The sequence below is a fragment of the Novosphingobium endophyticum genome (assembly GCF_014640675.1).
Taxonomy (GTDB): domain Bacteria; phylum Pseudomonadota; class Alphaproteobacteria; order Sphingomonadales; family Sphingomonadaceae; genus Novosphingobium; species Novosphingobium endophyticum.
Genome location: NZ_BMHK01000002.1, coordinates 1 through 16,911, shown reverse-complemented (window position 1 = coordinate 16,911; position 16,911 = coordinate 1). Strand labels below are relative to the sequence as shown.

At 64.7% G+C, this 16,911-nt stretch carries 17 protein-coding genes; 11 read left to right on the top strand and 6 right to left on the bottom strand.

Translation table 11 applies throughout. From position 1 onward, the window contains the following. Positions 1-42: 42 nt before the first annotated feature. Complete coding sequence (locus IEX32_RS01550) at positions 43-648, bottom strand: thiamine phosphate synthase (protein ID WP_188767620.1); 606 nt, start codon at positions 646-648, stop codon at positions 43-45. Between IEX32_RS01550 and IEX32_RS01545 the strand changes: the two genes are divergently transcribed. Next, entirely contained in the window at positions 647-1,312 is a 666-nt protein-coding gene (locus tag IEX32_RS01545; protein WP_188767612.1) for a YggS family pyridoxal phosphate-dependent enzyme, read from the top strand. The two genes, IEX32_RS01550 and IEX32_RS01545, sit on opposite strands and share 2 nt — an antisense overlap. A 162-nt stretch (positions 1,313-1,474) precedes the next feature. On the opposite strand, the gene pyk is transcribed toward IEX32_RS01545, so the two are convergent. Continuing rightward, positions 1,475-2,956, bottom strand: coding sequence for a pyruvate kinase (gene pyk / locus IEX32_RS01540; RefSeq protein ID WP_188767610.1), 1,482 nt, complete (start codon positions 2,954-2,956; stop codon positions 1,475-1,477). A 77-nt stretch (positions 2,957-3,033) separates the two neighbouring features. Here pyk and IEX32_RS01535 point away from each other — a divergent pair, with 77 nt between their 5' ends. The 7 genes from IEX32_RS01535 (at position 3,034) to ruvC (ending at position 8,487) form a co-directional block, all read left to right on the top strand. Further along, a complete protein-coding gene (locus IEX32_RS01535; protein ID WP_188767608.1) occupies positions 3,034-3,354 on the top strand; it encodes a DUF1244 domain-containing protein in 321 nt (106 codons plus the stop codon). Between the two features lie 143 nt (positions 3,355-3,497). Beyond that, the gene (locus IEX32_RS01530; protein ID WP_229735780.1) at positions 3,498-3,725 is read left to right on the top strand and encodes a hypothetical protein; all 228 of its coding nucleotides are present in this window, start codon (positions 3,498-3,500) and stop codon (positions 3,723-3,725) included. Then, the gene (locus IEX32_RS01525) at positions 3,725-5,104 is read left to right on the top strand and encodes a class I SAM-dependent methyltransferase (RefSeq protein WP_188767606.1); all 1,380 of its coding nucleotides are present in this window, start codon (positions 3,725-3,727) and stop codon (positions 5,102-5,104) included. Before IEX32_RS01530 ends, IEX32_RS01525 begins: the two co-directional genes overlap by 1 nt. A 3-nt stretch (positions 5,105-5,107) precedes the next feature. Continuing rightward, positions 5,108-6,667: a sulfatase-like hydrolase/transferase gene (locus tag IEX32_RS01520; protein ID WP_188767604.1), complete on the top strand. Its 1,560-nt coding sequence runs from the start codon at positions 5,108-5,110 to the stop codon at positions 6,665-6,667. Positions 6,668-6,784: 117 nt separating this feature from the next. After that, entirely contained in the window at positions 6,785-7,021 is a 237-nt protein-coding gene (locus IEX32_RS01515; RefSeq protein ID WP_188767602.1) for a DUF2312 domain-containing protein, read from the top strand. Between the two features lie 249 nt (positions 7,022-7,270). Beyond that, complete coding sequence (locus IEX32_RS01510) at positions 7,271-8,014, top strand: YebC/PmpR family DNA-binding transcriptional regulator (RefSeq protein ID WP_188767600.1); 744 nt, start codon at positions 7,271-7,273, stop codon at positions 8,012-8,014. Then, positions 8,011-8,487, top strand: a complete 477-nt coding sequence (ruvC, locus tag IEX32_RS01505) for a crossover junction endodeoxyribonuclease RuvC (RefSeq protein ID WP_188768137.1) — start codon at positions 8,011-8,013, stop codon at positions 8,485-8,487. The genes IEX32_RS01510 and ruvC overlap by 4 nt, the downstream gene beginning before the upstream one ends. Before the next feature lie 3 nt (positions 8,488-8,490). Here ruvC and IEX32_RS01500 read toward each other — a convergent pair whose 3' ends face one another. Next, positions 8,491-10,002 (bottom strand): glycosyltransferase family protein, encoded by a 1,512-nt coding sequence (locus tag IEX32_RS01500; protein ID WP_188767598.1) that lies wholly within the window; start codon positions 10,000-10,002, stop codon positions 8,491-8,493. Between the two features lie 95 nt (positions 10,003-10,097). Here IEX32_RS01500 and ruvA point away from each other — a divergent pair, with 95 nt between their 5' ends. The 3 genes from ruvA to ruvB are packed head-to-tail and all read left to right on the top strand — an operon-like array spanning position 10,098 to position 12,216. Continuing rightward, entirely contained in the window at positions 10,098-10,697 is a 600-nt protein-coding gene (ruvA, locus tag IEX32_RS01495) for a Holliday junction branch migration protein RuvA (protein WP_188767596.1), read from the top strand. A 2-nt stretch (positions 10,698-10,699) separates the two neighbouring features. After that, positions 10,700-11,182: a hypothetical protein gene (locus IEX32_RS01490; protein WP_188767595.1), complete on the top strand. Its 483-nt coding sequence runs from the start codon at positions 10,700-10,702 to the stop codon at positions 11,180-11,182. Next, the gene (ruvB, locus tag IEX32_RS01485; RefSeq protein ID WP_188767594.1) at positions 11,179-12,216 is read left to right on the top strand and encodes a Holliday junction branch migration DNA helicase RuvB; all 1,038 of its coding nucleotides are present in this window, start codon (positions 11,179-11,181) and stop codon (positions 12,214-12,216) included. Before IEX32_RS01490 ends, ruvB begins: the two co-directional genes overlap by 4 nt. 498 nt (positions 12,217-12,714) lie before the next feature. On the opposite strand, the gene IEX32_RS01480 is transcribed toward ruvB, so the two are convergent. The 3 genes from IEX32_RS01480 to acnA all read right to left on the bottom strand — a co-directional run bounded on the left by IEX32_RS01480 (position 12,715) and on the right by acnA (position 16,644). Continuing rightward, on the bottom strand, positions 12,715-13,248 hold the full coding sequence (locus IEX32_RS01480; RefSeq protein ID WP_188767593.1) for a hypothetical protein: 534 nt from the start codon (positions 13,246-13,248) through the stop codon (positions 12,715-12,717). 277 nt (positions 13,249-13,525) lie between these two features. Next, positions 13,526-13,834, bottom strand: a complete 309-nt coding sequence (locus tag IEX32_RS01475) for an alkylphosphonate utilization protein (RefSeq protein ID WP_188767592.1) — start codon at positions 13,832-13,834, stop codon at positions 13,526-13,528. A gap of 134 nt (positions 13,835-13,968) precedes the next feature. After that, entirely contained in the window at positions 13,969-16,644 is a 2,676-nt protein-coding gene (acnA, locus tag IEX32_RS01470) for an aconitate hydratase AcnA (protein ID WP_188767591.1), read from the bottom strand. Positions 16,645-16,911 lie beyond the last annotated feature (267 nt).

The window sequence follows — 16,911 nt, the reverse complement described above, 5'->3', positions numbered from 1 at the left end:
CTGATTACGGCGAGCGATAATGCGCCTTGCCGGGACTCGCCGTCAAGAATGGATCGGGAACATGCTTGTGGGCGCTTTCGCAAGCGCCTGAATTGCCGCCCATTTCGGGGCGCCGATGGACCGGGCGCGACGGGCGTTCATTCCCCCCAGCGCGATGACGGGGAGGTGCGAACGCGCGGCCAGGAGCCGGAACCGGACCGGGCCGAGGTGCGGTGCGCCCGGATGCGAACGGGTGGGGAAGACCGGCGAGATCAGCACTATGTCGGCCCGGCCGAGGTTCGCTCGCGCCACTTCGCGCAGTGAATGCGCGGTGACGAGGCGCAGCAAGGCAGGGCCGCGCGCCAGTCTTTCGGGAGGGCCATAGACGGCGTCCGCGCGCCACTGCCGCGCCTCGCGCGGGGTGCCGGACAGCGCGGCGCGATGTCCGCGGCGGCGGGCCATGCGGGCCAGTTCGCGGAAACGCGCGCGGCGCTGTCCGGGCGCCAGACCGTAGTGCCGGAAAATGAAACCCGATCCGCGCGGCAGGCGCGCCAATGCCTGCGGCAAGAGGCTGTCCACGCTTTCATCGCTGACGAGCCACAGATCGGGGAGGCTGGCGGGAAGAGGCGGGTGGCGGATCGGCACGCAGCCGCTATAGCAGCGCGCCATGGATCAGCCAGACCTTACACCGCTGCAGGACGTCCGCGCCCGGATCGCCCGCGCCGCCGCGATTGCCGGGCGCAAGGGCGACGACGTGGAACTCATCGCCATTTCCAAGACCCATGCCGCCGAACGGATCGTGCCGCTGATCGAAGAAGGCCAGCGCGTCTTCGGCGAGAACCGCGTGCAGGAAGCGCAGGAAAAATGGCCCGCGTTGCTGGAGCGATACGAAGGGGTGAAGCTGCATCTGGTCGGCCAGCTTCAGTCCAACAAGGCGGAGGACGCGGTGCGGCTGTTCGACTGCATCCATTCGCTCGACCGGCCTTCGCTGGTGTCGGCGCTCGGCAAGGCGATGGACAAGGCCGGACGCCGTGTGCCCTGTTTCATCCAGGTCAACATCGGCGACGAAGAGCAGAAGGGCGGCTGCGCGATTGCCGAAGTGCCGGCGCTGCTGGCCTCGGCGCACGACGCCGGTATTCCGGTAACGGGCCTGATGTGCGTTCCGCCCCTGGGGATAGAGGCCGCGCCGTTTTTCGCGCTGCTCGCCAGGATCGCGGCCGAGAGCGGCCTTGACCAGCTCAGCATGGGCATGAGCGATGATTTCGAAACCGCCGTCATGCTGGGCGCGACCCATGTGCGCGTGGGCAGCGCGCTGTTCGGCGCGCGGCGGTAAACCGAGAGGCACACAAATCGTCATCCCGGCGCACGCCGGGACCGCTGGCGGTGTCTACGCGCAAGCTCTCGCAAGGACGCCCGGCCGAGCAGCGCGCTGGTCGAAGCCGCGCGTAAACACCGCCAGCGGTCCCGGGGCGAGCCCGGGATGACGCTGCATTGGCTACTTGGGCGTATCGAGTTCGTTGCCGGTCAGCGTCACCACATGCAGCAGGTTGGTCGATCCCGGCACGCCGAACGGCACGCCCGCCAGCGCGATCAGGCGAGATCCTGCGGCGCCGAAGCCGTGGCGCAGGGCCATGCGCTTGCCCTTGGCGATCATTTCCTCGAAGCTGCCGATGTCCTTGGTCGAGACGGTGTGAGCGCCCCAAAGCAGGGTCATGCGGCGCGCCGTCTTCGGCGAGGGCGTGAGCACTAGCATGGGCGCGGATGGACGCTCGCGGGCGACGCGGCGGGCGGAGATGCCCGAACCGGTAAAGACGATGATTCCCTCGATCGGCAGCGTGTCGGCAATCGTCGCGCAGGAGGCCGAAAGCGCGTCGGCCATCGTCGGATCCGGCGGCGTCTGGGCGATATGGATGCGCTCGTGATAGGTGTCGTCGCTTTCCACGCGCGTGGCGATGCGGTCCATGATGGTCACCGCCTCGACCGGCCACTGGCCCGCCGCCGTCTCGGCCGAGAGCATCACGGCATCCGCGCCGTCGTAGACCGCGTTGGCGACGTCCGACACTTCGGCGCGCGTCGGCGAGGGGCTGGTGATCATCGATTCGAGCATCTGTGTCGCGACGACCACCGGTTTGCCGTAACCGCGGGTCTTTTCGATGATGCGCTTCTGGATCGGCGGCACTTCCTCGGGCAGCAGCTCGACGCCGAGATCGCCGCGTGCGACCATGATGCCGTCGGACAGCTCGATGATCTCGTCCAGGCTGGTGACCGCCGCGGGTTTCTCGATCTTGGCCATCAGCGCGCCATGCCCGCCCATCAGCCGGCGCGCTTCGGCCACGTCCTCGGGCCGCTGAACGAAGGAAAGCCCGATCCAGTCCGCGCCATGCTCGATCGCGAAGGCCAGGTCGCGCCGGTCCTTGTCAGTGAGCGCGGGGACGGGCACGATCGCGTCTGGAATGTTCACGCCCTTGCGGTCCGAGATCGCGCCGCCGACCTCGGCGCTGCACAGGATCGCGTCGGAATCGGCCCTGATTACCACGAGGCGCAGTTTGCCATCGTCGATCAGCAGGCGCTGGCCGCTGTTGAGCACTTCAAACAGTTCGGGATGCGGCAGAAACACGCGTTCGCCGTTACCCGGCGCGGGATCGCGGTCGAGCGTGAAGTGGGCGCCGTGGCGGATGAAGGCCTTGCCGCCCTCGAACGTGCCGACGCGCAGCTTCGGCCCCTGCAGATCGCACAGGATCGCGACCGGGCGCATCAGGTCCTTCTCGACCGCGCGGATATTGGCGATCGTCTCGCGATGGGTGTCATGGTCGCCGTGACTCATGTTGACGCGAAAGGCGTCCGCGCCGGCCCTCAGCAGTTTGCCGATCGTTTCCTTGTCGCGGCTGGCGGGGCCGAGCGTCGCGAGAATCTTGACCTTGCGGGTACGCTTGATACCGCGATGATGGGGGGAACGGCGATTGGGGAGGGTAACCAAGACCTGTCTGCCTCTTTCGAAAGTGCCGGGTCATATGGCAAAGGGTTTCTCACAAACCAAGGACGATTGTCGGACAAATGAACAAAAAAGACGAACTCGACGCTCTCGATGCTCTCGACGATGCCATCGCGGCAGCCGCCTTCCGCCGACTGGTGCGGCATCTGCGACATCGCCACGATGCGCAGAACATCGATCTGATGGGCCTCGCCGGCTTTTGCCGCAACTGTCTGTCGGACTGGATTCGCGACGCCGGCTATGAAGGCGACAAGGCCGCCGCGCGCGCGCTGATCCGCGGCATGCCGGCGGACGAGTGGAAAGCGAAGTACCAGACCGAAGCAACGCCCGAACAGCTGGCGCGCATGGACGAGAGCCTGAAGAGGAACGCCGGCGGGCATTGAGCGGTTCGCCGACTTCCGGTTCCTGCCGGTTTCGGCATGAGCCGAGGCGAGGCTCCGCACGCGCTTTAACGTCGTGATAACCATCTCGGCCTACTTGTCGGCTGGAAGGTTCGATTGAACTTCTGTCAGCGTGGGTGGACGACATGGGATTACTTGTGCGATTTGCCGTGATGGTGGCGGTGACGACTGTCATCCCGATCAGCGCGGCCCATGCCTATCTTGACGCCGCCAGCGCCAGCCTGGCGGTACAGGCGCTCGTGGGAACGGTCGCGGCCTATATCCTGACTGGCAAGATCTATTTCCGCAAGCTGAAGGGCTTGTTCGCGCGCAAGAGGAATTCGGACGTGGAATCGTCGGATGTCTCCGACTGATGTACTACGATCCGGGATCCTATCGCGATCCTGCGGGGCGCGTGGTCATAAAGGACGGACGCGTTTTTCGAGCCGTCTTTGAAGCCGGCCGCGATACATTCGAAGCCGCACTTGCCGCGGGCGTCATCGATCGATCGATCGATCGAACACAGCTGCTCTCGATGCAGGAAATCGATCCGGAGGCGCTTGCCTCGATGGAGCCGTCGCCTTGCCATCTGCTCGAGCATCCCCGGCTCGATTTTGTCTCGTATCCCTATGAATGGTGCTTTTCCGCGCTGAAGAGCGCAGCCCTGCTTCACCTCGACTTTCATCTCGATCTGCTCGCGGACGGTTTCACCTTGTCCGATGCGACGGCTTACAATCTGCAGTTCAAGGGTACGAAACCCGTTTTCATCGATCATCTTTCGATCGTTCCCTACGTTGAAGGCGAGCCGTGGGTGCCCCAGCGCCAGTTCACGATGCAGTTTCTGGCGCCGCTCATTTTGTGGGCCAAGAAGGGGATTGCTCCCAATCCGTGGTACCGGGGCAGCCTTGAAGGGATTCCCCCCGAAGACCTGCTTCCGATGCTTTCCTTTCGCGAGAAGCTGTCGTTCACCGTCATCGCGCATATCGTCGGCCAAAGCGGACTGCAGAAGCGCGCGATCAGGAGTCGTTCGGAAAACCGGCAACCGGTGGTCTCGCTTACGCGCAAGCGGCTCGAGGCCATCCTCATCGGACTGCGCGATTACATTGCGGGGCTTTCGCCACCTGGCGCGGCGACGGTCTGGGGGGATTACGAAACGAATAACAGCTACGACGCCGAGAAGCGGGCCGTCAAACACGCCTTCGTCGCGAAAATGGTCGCCGAATGTCGGCCGGGACAATTGTTCGACGTAGGCTGCAACAGCGGTGACTACACCCAGACGGCCATCGACAACGGCGCGGGCAATGTCGTGGGCTTCGATTTCGACTTCGGAGCGCTTGAGCGTGCCTTCGCGCGGTTTTCGGCCTCGGACGCGCCCGTCCTGCCGCTCTGGCTCGACGCCACAAATCCGAGCCCTGCCCAAGGATGGGCCGGCATGGAACGCATGAGCCTGGCGCAACGGTCCAGAGCGGACTCGATGATTGCGCTCGCGTTCATTCATCACCTGGCGATTGCGCGGAACGTTCCGCTGGAAATGGCTGTCGACTGGCTGGTTTCGCTGGCCCCGACCGGAATCATCGAATTCCCGGACAAGGCCGATCCCATGGTTCGAAAGCTTCTCTCGACCCGCAAGGACATCTTTCCCGGCTATACGGAGGAAGCGTTCGTCAGCGCCGTTCGCGCGCGGGCACGGGTCGTCGAATCCCAGCGTATCGAGGGCGGGAACCGGCTACTGCTGCGCTATGACAGAACCTGACCGATGCGTCAGTTCGTTGCCCGGCTTGGCCGCCTGCCCGTTACGCCGTTCGCAATTCCGATTCTCGCCTGCATCCCGCTCTGGATCGAGAATTTCCCGCGCATTTCCTATCAGATGGTGTTGCCCACGGTGCTTGGGCTTCTGTCGCTTGCGGCGCTCCTGCTCGTCGGCATCTGGCTCGCGGCAAGAGACTGGGCGCGCGCGTCTCTGATCGCCTCGATCTGGATCGGCTTTCTGCTGTACCTGCCCTCGCCGATCCGTGTCGTCACCGAAAGCCGGTGGGTAATGTCGGGCGCCATCGTAATAGGTGCCGCGCTGGCCTGGGACATGTCTCGCCGTGTGCTTCGGGAAACCGGGCGTTTCCGACGGGCAAACGGTATCGCGAATCTCCTCAGCGGTCTTCCGGCATTCGTTATGGTGGGCGCGTTGATCATCCAGCAGCAGCATATCGAGCGCGGCCGCCCCGATCCACGCGATAGCTTCGCCGCCTTTCCGGGGCAGGCGAACGCGCAGAGCCCGGATGTCTGGCACATCGTCATGGACCGGTACGCGGGGGCCAGCACTTTGTCCCGCAGTTACGGGTTCGACAACAAGGCCTTTCTGTCCGCGTTGCGCGAACGCGGCTTTACCGTGGCTGACGATGCCTATGCCAATTACCAGATCACGCCGCTGTCGCTGGCCTCTACCCTCAATGCCTCTTACCTGGACGCCTATACCCCCAGGCTCGGAAACCAGAACGACATTGTGCCCATGTTCAGGGCGATCGACAAGAACGCCGCCTTCGATTTCTTCAGGCGGCAGGGCTATGAGGTAATCTTTGCCGGCGGCTGGGCCGACGTCACGAACGACAATTCACAAGCCGATCGCAAGATCGAGTTTCGCAGAATCGGGGAACTGCCAAGAACCGTTGTGAATCAGTCGGTACCCGGCGTTCTGGCACAGATGCTCGGCATGCCGTACGCCGACGGGCGCGGCGACCAGTGTCTGCGTGCGAAATACAAGTTCGATCGATTGCGGGAAGTCGCGGGCGAGCCAGCGCGCAAGTACGTTTTTGCCCATTTCCTGGTCCCTCATCCGCCCTATGTCGTCAAGGCCGACGGAACATGTCAGAGCGTCAGCGAAGCGCAGGAACTCGGTCGCGTGCGCAGCTATATCGAACAGATCGAGTTCTCCAACAGGGAGTTGCTCAGGCTCATAGACACGATCCTGAAGGGGCCGCGGCCCGCCACGATCGTCCTTCATGCGGACGAAGGCCCTTATCCGGCGACCTATGCGGTGGATGAGCCGGAGTTCCCGCAATCGCCCAAGCCGGGCATGAACTATCTGACCGACACAGCGGAGGTCAGGCGCGAGAAGACCGGTATCGTCCTGGCTGTCCGTCACGCCGATGGGACCCGAGGTCAGGCATTGCGCTCGCCGGTGAACATCTATCCGGTCATCACCAATCATTCGTTCGGCACGAACATCCCGCTCCGGCGCGACAGAACCCTGATGTTCGGCGCGGGCCCCAACTATCGGGAACTGCGGGACGTCACGTCCGAGACGTTCGGAGCGGCCCGCTGACGCAAGCAGGCACCGCCCCAGTCGCAATTTCCACAGCTGTGACTTTGCTCGAATCCCGGGCCGCCGCTATCAGCCCCGGTCAATCGATTCACACTGCATGACCGGAGCATTGAACCCATGGCCGAAACCACCGACGATCGCCTGCGCCTCCTGATCGAGCGCGTCGAACGCCTCGAGGAAGAGAAGAAGGGCATCTCGGACGATATCCGCGACGTCTACAACGAGGCCAAGGCGGTCGGATACGACGTCAAGATCATGCGCCAGATCGTGCGTCTCAGAAAGATGAAGCCGGACGACCGCAAGGAAATGGAAATGGTGCTGGATACATACAAGTCCGCGCTGGGGCTGGGCTGATCCGTCATCCCGGACTTGCTCCGGGACCGCTGTCCAGCTTCGGACACCGTCATCCCGGCGCACGTCGGGAACGGTGGCGGTCTTTAGACGAAACCTCTCGCAAAAACGCCTGGCCTGAAAGCGCGCCGATCCGATGTCGCGCCTAAAGATGGCCCGCGGTCCCGGAGCAAGTCCGGGACGACGATTGCCCCCGGCGCGTCCGTGGGCTAGGGGCGGCTCAACGCTAAACCCGAGCAGACGAAGCGAGCAATGGCAGGCCATTCCAAATTCAAGAACATCATGCATCGCAAGGGCGCGCAGGACAAGAAGCGCTCGGCGATGTTCTCCAAGCTCTCCCGCGAAATCACGGTCGCGGCCAAGATGGGCATGCCCGACCCGGATATGAACCCGCGTCTGCGCGCGGCGGTCAACGCCGCCAAGGCGCAGTCGATGCCCAAGGACAATATCCAGCGCGCGATCGACAAGGCCAGCAAGGGCGACGGCGAGAACTACGAGGAAGTGCGCTATGAGGGCTATGGCCCCGGCGGCGTCGCGCTGATCGTCGAGGCGCTGACCGACAACCGCAACCGCACCGCCACCAATGTTCGTACCGCTTTTTCCAAGAACGGCGGCAACCTGGGCGCTTCGGGCGCGGTGAGTCACGGATTCGAACGACTGGGCCTGATCGAGTACCCCGGCAGCGTGGGTGACGAGGAAAAGGTTCTCGAAGCCGCGATCGAGGCAGGTGCCGACGATGTCGAGAGCGACAGCGAAAGCCACGCCATCTGGACGGCGGTGGAAAGCCTGCACGAAGTCGCCGGCGCGCTCGAAAAGGTGCTGGGCGAAGCGGAAGGCGTGAAGCTGGCGTGGCGTCCCAACCTCAAGGTCGATGTCGACGAGGGCACGGCGAGCACGCTGCTCAAGCTGGTCGACACCCTCGATGATGACGACGACGTGCAGACCGTCTGGGGCAATTACGAAATCTCGGACGAGGTGATGGAGAAGCTCGGCTGATCATCATCGGTCTCGACCCCGGCCTCACCTGCACCGGCTGGGGCATTGTCGCGAAATCGGGCAGCCGCCTCAGTCATGTCGCCAACGGCCAGATCCGCACCGACGCCAAGGCTTCGATGGCCGAGCGGCTGGTCGAACTCGACGCGGCGCTGACCGACGTGATCCTCCACCACCGCCCCGACGCGGGCGCGGTGGAGGAAGTCTTCATGAACAAGAATCCGCAATCGACCCTGAAGCTCGGTCAGGCGCGCGGCGTCGCGATGCTGGCGCTGGCGCGCGCGGGTCTGCCCGTCGCGGAATATCCCACCAAAGTCGTCAAGAAGGCGCTGGTCGGCACGGGCGGGGCGGAAAAGGCGCAGGTCCAGGCCATGCTCAAGGTGCTGCTGCCGGGCGTCGGGCTGGCCGGCGAGGATGCGTCCGACGCATTGGCGGTGGCGATCACGCACGCCAACATGCTGGGCAGCCATCGCTGAGGGTTACATGCCTCCGCGTTCGAGAGAAGTCTGGAAATCGTAGACAGGATCCGGTGTGCACGTGCCGGGTCGGACGTAGAGGCAGGGACGCTCGCTGGGAAGCGTCAGGCAGGCTACCTGGCGGTACTGCTCCGTCCCCAGCGGCCGCTTTTCCGCAAGCAGCGCATCGGCTGCTATGACAAGCTCCGGGGGGAGTGGCCGGGTGCCTTCGTAGACACCCTTGGGCGCGACTGAGATGGGCACTCGGCGAGGCATGATCGAAGGCGCCACGTAGGCATAGTAGGCTTCGACCACCGCCAGTCTGCACACGTCCGGCCGTGCGCCTGCCATGGCCGCAAGCTTCGAAAGCGCGCCGCCGCCACGGAACGCTGAATAGCCGCCGGTGATCTGGAAAGAGGACAGCGATAGCAGCGCCCATACCGCCAGCGTCGCTGCCAGCGGGACCGGCCCATCGCCGCTGCCGGGCCTGCGCCGGTCGGCCAGGAACCGGAAGAGGTTCAGCGAGCCGATCGCTGCCAGCGCCAGCAGGGTCAGCGTGGCGATCCAGACGAAGCGGTATTCCTTGTGGCCGATCAGGCTGTGCGCGGCGACTGTCACCACGGCAGCGCACAGCAGCGGCCAATAGCGTCGTCCGGCCAGGAGCACGCACAGCAGGGTGAAGATCAACGCGCCCGCGCCAAAATGGAAGTAATAGTCCACAAGGTACTGAAACGGTCCGCTGACGCCAAAGCCGGCGGCGCGTCCCTCACCGATGTTCATGGTGAAATTGGCGAAGACCCACGAGAACGGAGCCGCGCCGCGTGCGAGATCGCTCGCCGCGCCGAGTGCCGCCGCGATTATTCCGCCGGTGACAAGCGGCAGAATACGGCGCCTGTCGCGCCACTCCGCGTAGAGGAACAGCACTGCGGCGAACGGGGCGAACTGGAACCTGACGAGAAGGCCCAGCCCCAGCAGGAATCCGCTCATGCGCAAGGCTCTCACGCCGGCCTTCTCGTCGAGCAGCGGCGCGGCTGAAAGCAACAGGATCGCTGCGCCGAGACTCTCCGACAGCAGGAGGTTGGAATAGAGCACGCTTTCCCACCAGATCGCCACCACGAACAGCGCGGCCAGCGCGTGTCGGCGCGAGACGAGCGCACCAAGCCGCCAGGCCGCCGGCAATGCGATCAGCGTCAGCGCCGCGAATGTTACGCGCGCCAGATACATTCCGGCAAGCGTGCCCGGCGCGATCCGGTGACCGATCCAAAAAGGAAGCGAAAGGAGTTGCGGGATCAGTTCGTTACGCACGCCATAGCGGGTTTCCCACGGTCGGATGCCGTGGCCCGTCGCGATGCGGTTGGCCTGTTCGAGGTACTGCATCAGCTCGTCGGCGTGGCTGATGTCGAACGGCGAGAAGGCGTGAACCCGCAGCACCACCGCGAGCGCGACGATCGCCAGTATCGCCAGTTGCCAGGTCCGCTCGTTGCTTTGCCAGCTGATGCCGCGGCCCCGCGCGCCGATGCCCCCGGTATTCCCCATGGGACGGGTCATAACCCGCCCGGCGGGCAATGTCACCGAGGCTTGCGGAGTTTGCGCTTGCCGCGCGACTCCCGGCTGTGCCATAGGAACAAACCATGATCGCCAAGCTTACCGGAGTGCTCGACGACACTGGCGCCGACTGGGCGATCGTCGACGTGAACGGCGTCGGTTTTCTCGTCCACTGCTCGGCCCGCACCCTCGACAATCTCGGCATTCGCGGCGACCGCGTGGTGGTGCATACCGAAATGCAGGTCTCCGAAACCGACCAGCGCCTGATCGGCTTCGCCTCCGCCGCCGAACGCGAGTGGTTTCGCCTGCTCACCATGGTGCAGGGCGTCGGCTCCAAGGTGGCGCTGGCGATCCTCTCGGCGCTCACTACCGAGGAGCTGCAGCGCGCCTGCGCCGGCGGGGACAGCGCCATGGTCGCGCGCGCCAACGGCGTCGGGCCGAAGCTGGCGAGCCGGATCGTCAACGAGTTGAAGGACAAGGCAGGCGGATTGCCGGGCGCGCCCGGTGTCGCGGCGGCGACCGTGCCGGCGGGCTCGGCGAGCGCCGACGCGGTCTCGGCTCTGCAGAACCTGGGTTTCAAGCCCGCCATCGCCAACGCGGCCGTGGCGCATGCGGTCGGAGAGCTTGGCGAGGACGCGGAGCTGAACGACCTGGTGCGCGTGGCGCTGAAGAAGGCGGCGGGGTGATAATGGACGGAGACGATCAGGAACGGGCGCTTATTCGAAGGGTCGCGGAGGTTGAATTCTCTAACAGCCTCGCTTTACAGGCGCGATTGCTCGACGAGAACGGTGCCACATTTCGCTGGCTTCTGGCATCATTGCTCGCCGTGAATGGTGGAAGTGCTGTGGCCATTCTCACTGCGGAAAAGATCTCCGGAAAGGCGATGATTTTGGGAGGGGGAGCCTTCTCGATCGGAGTGTTTTTCGCACTACTCCTTGCATTCTTTACGATGAAATCCACTGAGCGAATGGTCGCGCCTCTCGGGACGTTATCGGGATTTTGGCTTGCGGCCATTGAATCTGGCGACATCGACTTGAAGGCACTCGCCAAAGCAAAGCTGAAAATGCAGAAGCAGCTCAAGCCCACAAAGTGCGCATCCAATTTTTGTGGTTGGGCGTCGGCAATGTTTTTTATCGCAGGTGTTGTTGCGATCGGGTTTAATTTGAAATGACCGATAACCCCATCCTCACCTCTACCCGCCAGGCCGAAGATGCCGACGCGGCGCTGCGGCCCAAGATGCTGGCAGAGTTCGTCGGGCAGGCGGGGGCCAAGGACAACCTGCGCGTGTTCATCGAGAGCGCGAAGTCGCGGCGCGAGGCGATGGATCATGTGCTGTTCTTCGGGCCGCCGGGGCTGGGCAAGACGACGCTGGCGCAGATCGTCGCGCGAGAGCTGGGGGTGGGGTTTCGCTCCACTTCGGGGCCGGTGATCGCCAAGGCAGGAGACCTCGCGGCGCTGCTCACCAATCTCGAACATGGCGACGTGCTGTTCATCGACGAGATCCACCGCCTCAATCCCGTGGTGGAGGAAGTGCTCTACCCGGCGATGGAAGACCGGGCGCTCGATCTCATCATCGGCGAGGGGCCGTCGGCGCGCTCGGTGCGGATCGACCTGCCGCCCTTCACCCTGATCGGCGCGACAACGCGGCAGGGGCTGTTGCAGACGCCCTTGCGCGACCGTTTCGGCATTCCGGTGCGGCTGCAGTTCTACTCCGTAGAGGAACTGGAGCACGTCGTCACGCGCGGCGCGGGGCTGCTGGGCATCGGCATCGACAAGGGCGGGGCGACCGAGATTGCCCGCCGCGCGCGCGGCACGCCGCGCGTCGCCGGAAGGCTGATGCGCCGGGTGCGCGACTTTGCCCATGTCGCCGGCAGCGACGTGATAACGCGCCGTATCGCCGATGAATCGCTGACTCGGCTCGAGGTCGATGCCATCGGCCTCGATGCGCAGGATCGCCGGTATCTCCACATGATCGCCGATATCTACAAGGGCGGCCCCGTCGGCGTCGAGACATTGGCGGCGGGCCTGTCCGAACCGCGCGACACGATCGAGGAAGTGATCGAGCCCTATCTGATCCAGCTCGGCCTCGTCGCCCGCACCGCGCGCGGGCGCTGCCTCAACGACCGGGGCTGGACGCACCTGGGACTCACGCCGCCGGACGGGCCGCAGGGCGGACTGTTCGATTCGGACCAATCGGCTGACTAGGCTCGAAAACCAGTCGGTCACGTTTACAAAGCGCACCCCGCACAGTCCCGTTTCGGCACAGTCCCGGGTTCCTCGCGATTAATTAACCAGGTTTCCCGCATCGGGACGCCGGAATCGCGGTTAACGCGGTTGTGGCGTTAAGCACTCTGCGGTGATGCTTGTGCCAGATGGACTTTCTGGAAATGCCCCTCCGGCATCCCGGAAAGGTTCAGAGGTAACGAAGAGAGCATCGCTTATGTCGGTTCGGATGGCCCTTGCGAAATTGTCTGCCTGTGCGGCAGGCTGCGCAGTTATCGGTGGCGGCGCCGTCCATGTCGCGGAGACGCCTTCGAAAGAGGTCCAGTACCGCAAGGTGAAGCAGGCCAAGGTCGAAAAGGCCCAGCCGGTGAAGCGCGTCGTTCGCAAGGAGCAGCCGCGCGAGACCAAGCGCGTGCGCAAGATCGTCAAACGCACCTGCTGTGAGCAGCCGCAGATGGCCATGGTGCCGCTGCCGCCGCCCTATATTCCGCCCGCGCCGCCGCAGACGGGCGGTGGCGGCGGTGTCCCGGTGGTGATCGGGGGCGGGCCGATCGGCGGCTTCGGCGGAGGGTTCTTCGGCGGGTTCTTCGGCGGCGGCGGTGGCGGTGGCGGCGGCAATGTCGTCATCAGCTCGACCACGAGCGGCGGGTCCACGTCGACTTCCACTGGCGGGCTCACCTCGACCACCAGCGGTGGGTCCACGTCGACATCCACCGGCGGCCTCACCTCGACCACGAGCGGCGGGTCGACGTCTACGTCGTCCTCGACCGGCGGCGTGACCTCGACCACAGGCGGCGTGACTTCTACCACAGGCGGCGTCACTTCGACGACCGGCGGCGTCACCTCGACGACCTCGACCAGTTCGGGCGGCGTAACATCGACCACCTCGACCAGTTCGGGCAACGTCACCAGCACCAGCTCTTCGTCGTCTTCGTCTTCGAGCTCCTCGTCGTCTTCGACCTCGTCGAGCACGTCCTCGAGTTCTTCGACCAGTTCCTCGACCTCGTCGAGCACGTCGTCGTCCTCGGGCGGAACGACCAGCACCAGCTCGGGCGGTCACGAAGTTCCGGCGCCGCCGATGCTGATCCTGTTCGGCGCCGCAGCCGCCGCGATCGTCGGCCGTGGCCGCCTCGCGCGGGGCAAGACGAACGCCTGATTCCAGGCTGATACCCGTTTACCGGGGGGAGGGCGGCGCTTTCGTGGCGCCGCCCTTTATCGTCTCTTACGGGCGCCGCCGCATTGCCTTTGAACCGGCGTCTCGAAAGCCGCCGATCGCGCCGGAGCAAGCCGTTCAGCTACGCTTGCGGACAAATTCCGCGCGAAGGACCAATCCCTTGATGCCTTCATAGCGGCAGTCGATTTCCTGGGCATCGCCGGTCAGCCTGATCGACTTGATGAGCGTGCCGCGCTTGAGAGTCTGGCCGGCGCCCTTGACGACAAGGTCCTTGATCAGGGTCACCTGATCACCGTCTTCCAGCAGGTTGCCCACGGCATCGCGCACTTCCACCTGGCCGCCGGACGCGGCCTGGCGCTGCTCCAGTTCGGATGCCGGCATCCACTCGCCGGTCTCCTCGTCATAGACGTATTCTTCATCGCTCATCGTATGGCTCCATGAGGCTGTTTTGACGTTCCCGGCAGGGCAGAGGCGGCGGTCGGCGTCTCCGCCAAAAGAAAACCCCCGCCCTGCTCTGCGCGGGGCGGGGGGTCTTTCTCAGCCATCAGGCCGGCGCCGGGTCAGGCCGCCAGCTTGCGCAGCACGTACTGCAGGATGCCGCCGTTCATGAAGTATTCGACTTCGTTGGCGGTATCGATGCGGCACAGGGCGGTGAAGGTGAACTTCGATCCGTCCGGCCGGGTCACTTCGACTTCCACGTCCTGACGCGGCTTGAGGTCGGCGACGCCCAGGATCGTGAAGGCATCGTCGCCCGTCAGGCCGAGGCTCTCGCGGGTGTCGCCGTCCTTGAACTGCAGGGGCAGCACGCCCATGCCGACCAGGTTCGAGCGGTGGATACGCTCGAAGCTCTCGACGATCACGGCGCGCACGCCCAGCAGGTTGGTGCCCTTGGCCGCCCAGTCGCGGCTGGAGCCGGTGCCGTATTCCTTGCCGGCGACGACCACCATCGGGGTGCCCTGCGCCTTGTACTTCATCGCCACGTCGTAGACCGGCAGAACCTCGTTGCCGAAGCGCGAGATGCCGCCTTCGGTGCCCGGCACCATTTCGTTCTTGATGCGGATGTTGGCGAACGTGCCGCGCATCATCACTTCGTGGTGGCCACGGCGCGAACCGTAGGAGTTGAAGTCGTGCTTGGCGACCTGATGATCCATCAGCCACTTGCCCGCCGGGCTGTCGGCCTTGATCGAGCCGGCCGGGCTGATGTGGTCGGTAGTGATCGAATCGCCTAGGATCAGGAGCGGCTTGGCCGCGACGATGTCGGAGACCGGCGCCGGGGTCATTTCCATGCCCTCGAAGTACGGCGGGTTGGCGACGTAAGTCGAACCGGCGCGCCAGTTGTAGGTTTCAGAGCCGGTGACGTCGATCGCCTGCCAGTGCTTGTCGCCCTTGTAGACGTCGGCGTAGCGGTTCTGGAACATGGCGCGGTCGATGGCGCCGTTCATCACGGTGGTCACTTCCTCGTTGGTCGGCCAGATGTCCTTGAGGAACACGTCCTTGCCGTCGTTGTCCTGGCCGATCGGCGTGGAAACGAAGTCCTCGATCACCGTGCCCTTGAGGGCATAGGCGACGACCAGCGGCGGTGAGGCGAGGAAGTTGGCGCGCACGTCGGGCGAGACGCGGCCCTCGAAGTTGCGGTTGCCCGAAAGGACCGAGGCGGCGACGATGTCGTTGCCGTTGATCGCCTTGCTGATCGGCTCGGCGAGCGGGCCGGAGTTGCCGATGCAGGTGGTGCAGCCGTAGCCGACGAGGTTGAAGCCGATGGCGTCGAGGTGGCTCTGCAGCCCGGCCTTCTTCAGGTAGTCGGTGACGACCTGTGAGCCCGGCGCCAGCGAGGTCTTGACCCAGGGCTTGGGCTTGAGGCCGCGCTCGTTGGCCTTCTTGGCGACGAGGCCGGCGGCGACGAGCACCGAAGGGTTCGAGGTGTTGGTGCACGAGGTGATCGCGGCGATCACGACGTCGCCGTCACCGATGTCGTGGCCCTTGTCGTCGACGGGGACGCGCTTGAAGCCGTCGTGCTTGTAGACTTCGGCAAGATCCTTGTTGAAGACGTCGTCGACCTTGTCGAGCGCGACCTTGTCCTGCGGGCGCTTCGGGCCGGCGAGCGAGGGCGTGACCGTCGACATGTCGAGTTCGAGGACCGAGGAGAACACCGGCTCCGGCGCGTTCGGATCGAGCCAGAAGCCCTGCTCCCTGGCATAGGCTTCGACGAGCGCGATCTGCTCCTCGTCGCGGCCGGTGAGGCGCAGGTAGTCGATGGTCTTGTCGTCGATGCCGAAGAAGCCGCAGGTCGCGCCGTATTCCGGGGCCATGTTGGCGAGCGTGGCGCGGTCGGCGAGGCTCAGCGAGGCGAGGCCGGGGCCATAGTATTCGACGAAGCGGCCGACGACGCCGTGCGCACGCAGCATCTGGGTGCAGGTGAGCACGAGATCGGTGGCGGTGATGCCTTCGGCGAGCTTGCCGGTCAGCTTGAAGCCCACGACTTCGGGGATCAGCATCGATACCGGCTGGCCGAGCATCGCGGCCTCGGCCTCGATGCCGCCGACGCCCCAGCCCAGCACGCCCAGGCCGTTGACCATGGTGGTGTGGCTGTCGGTGCCGACGCAGGTGTCGGGATAGGCGATCAGTTCGCCGTTCTGGTCCTCGCTCGACCACACGGTCCTGGCGATGTTTTCCAGGTTGACCTGGTGGCAGATGCCGGTGCCCGGCGGCACGGCGTAGAAGTTGGCGAGCGACTTGGAGCCCCACTTGAGGAAGTCGTAACGCTCGTAGTTGCGCTGGTACTCGATCTCGACGTTCTGTTCGAAAGCCTTGGGATGGCCGAACTCGTCGACCATGACCGAGTGGTCGATCACGAGATTGACGGGAACCTGCGGGTTGATCTTGCTGGTATCGCCGCCGAGCTTGGCGATGGCGTCGCGCATCGCGGCCAGGTCCACCACGCAGGGAACGCCGGTGAAGTCCTGCAGCAGCACGCGGGCCGGGCGATACTGGATTTCCTTGCCGGTGACGGGGTTCTTCTGCCAGTCGGCGATCGCCTGGACGTCATGGGTGGAGACGGTGAAACCGCCGTCCTCGAAGCGCAGCAGGTTCTCCAGCAGAACCTTCATCGAAAAGGGCAGGCGGGAAATGTCGCCGATCTTCTCCGAGGCCTTCTTCAACGAGTAGTATGCGACCTGCTTGCCGCCGACAGTCATGGTGCTGCGGGTGCCGAGCGTGTCCTGTCCGACCTGTGTCATGGTGGGCAATTCCCCTTCGTTATGGAGCTTGCCTTCCTTGCTCGGCTATCCATGGGCGATGCCCGATGGGATGCACGGCCGTGCTGCAGTGCGACAAGCGGATTCGTCGGCCCCGCCGATGCGCGCTATGGGGGCTCAGGTCAAGAGGGCGCCCCCTCATCCACAGGGCTATCGCATTTGGCCGATGATGGATCGAGCGAAGTCGTTGGACCAGCCTGAGCGTTTGCGCTTGCGTCTGATGGAGATTTCGGGTCGTGCGGTTCGCAG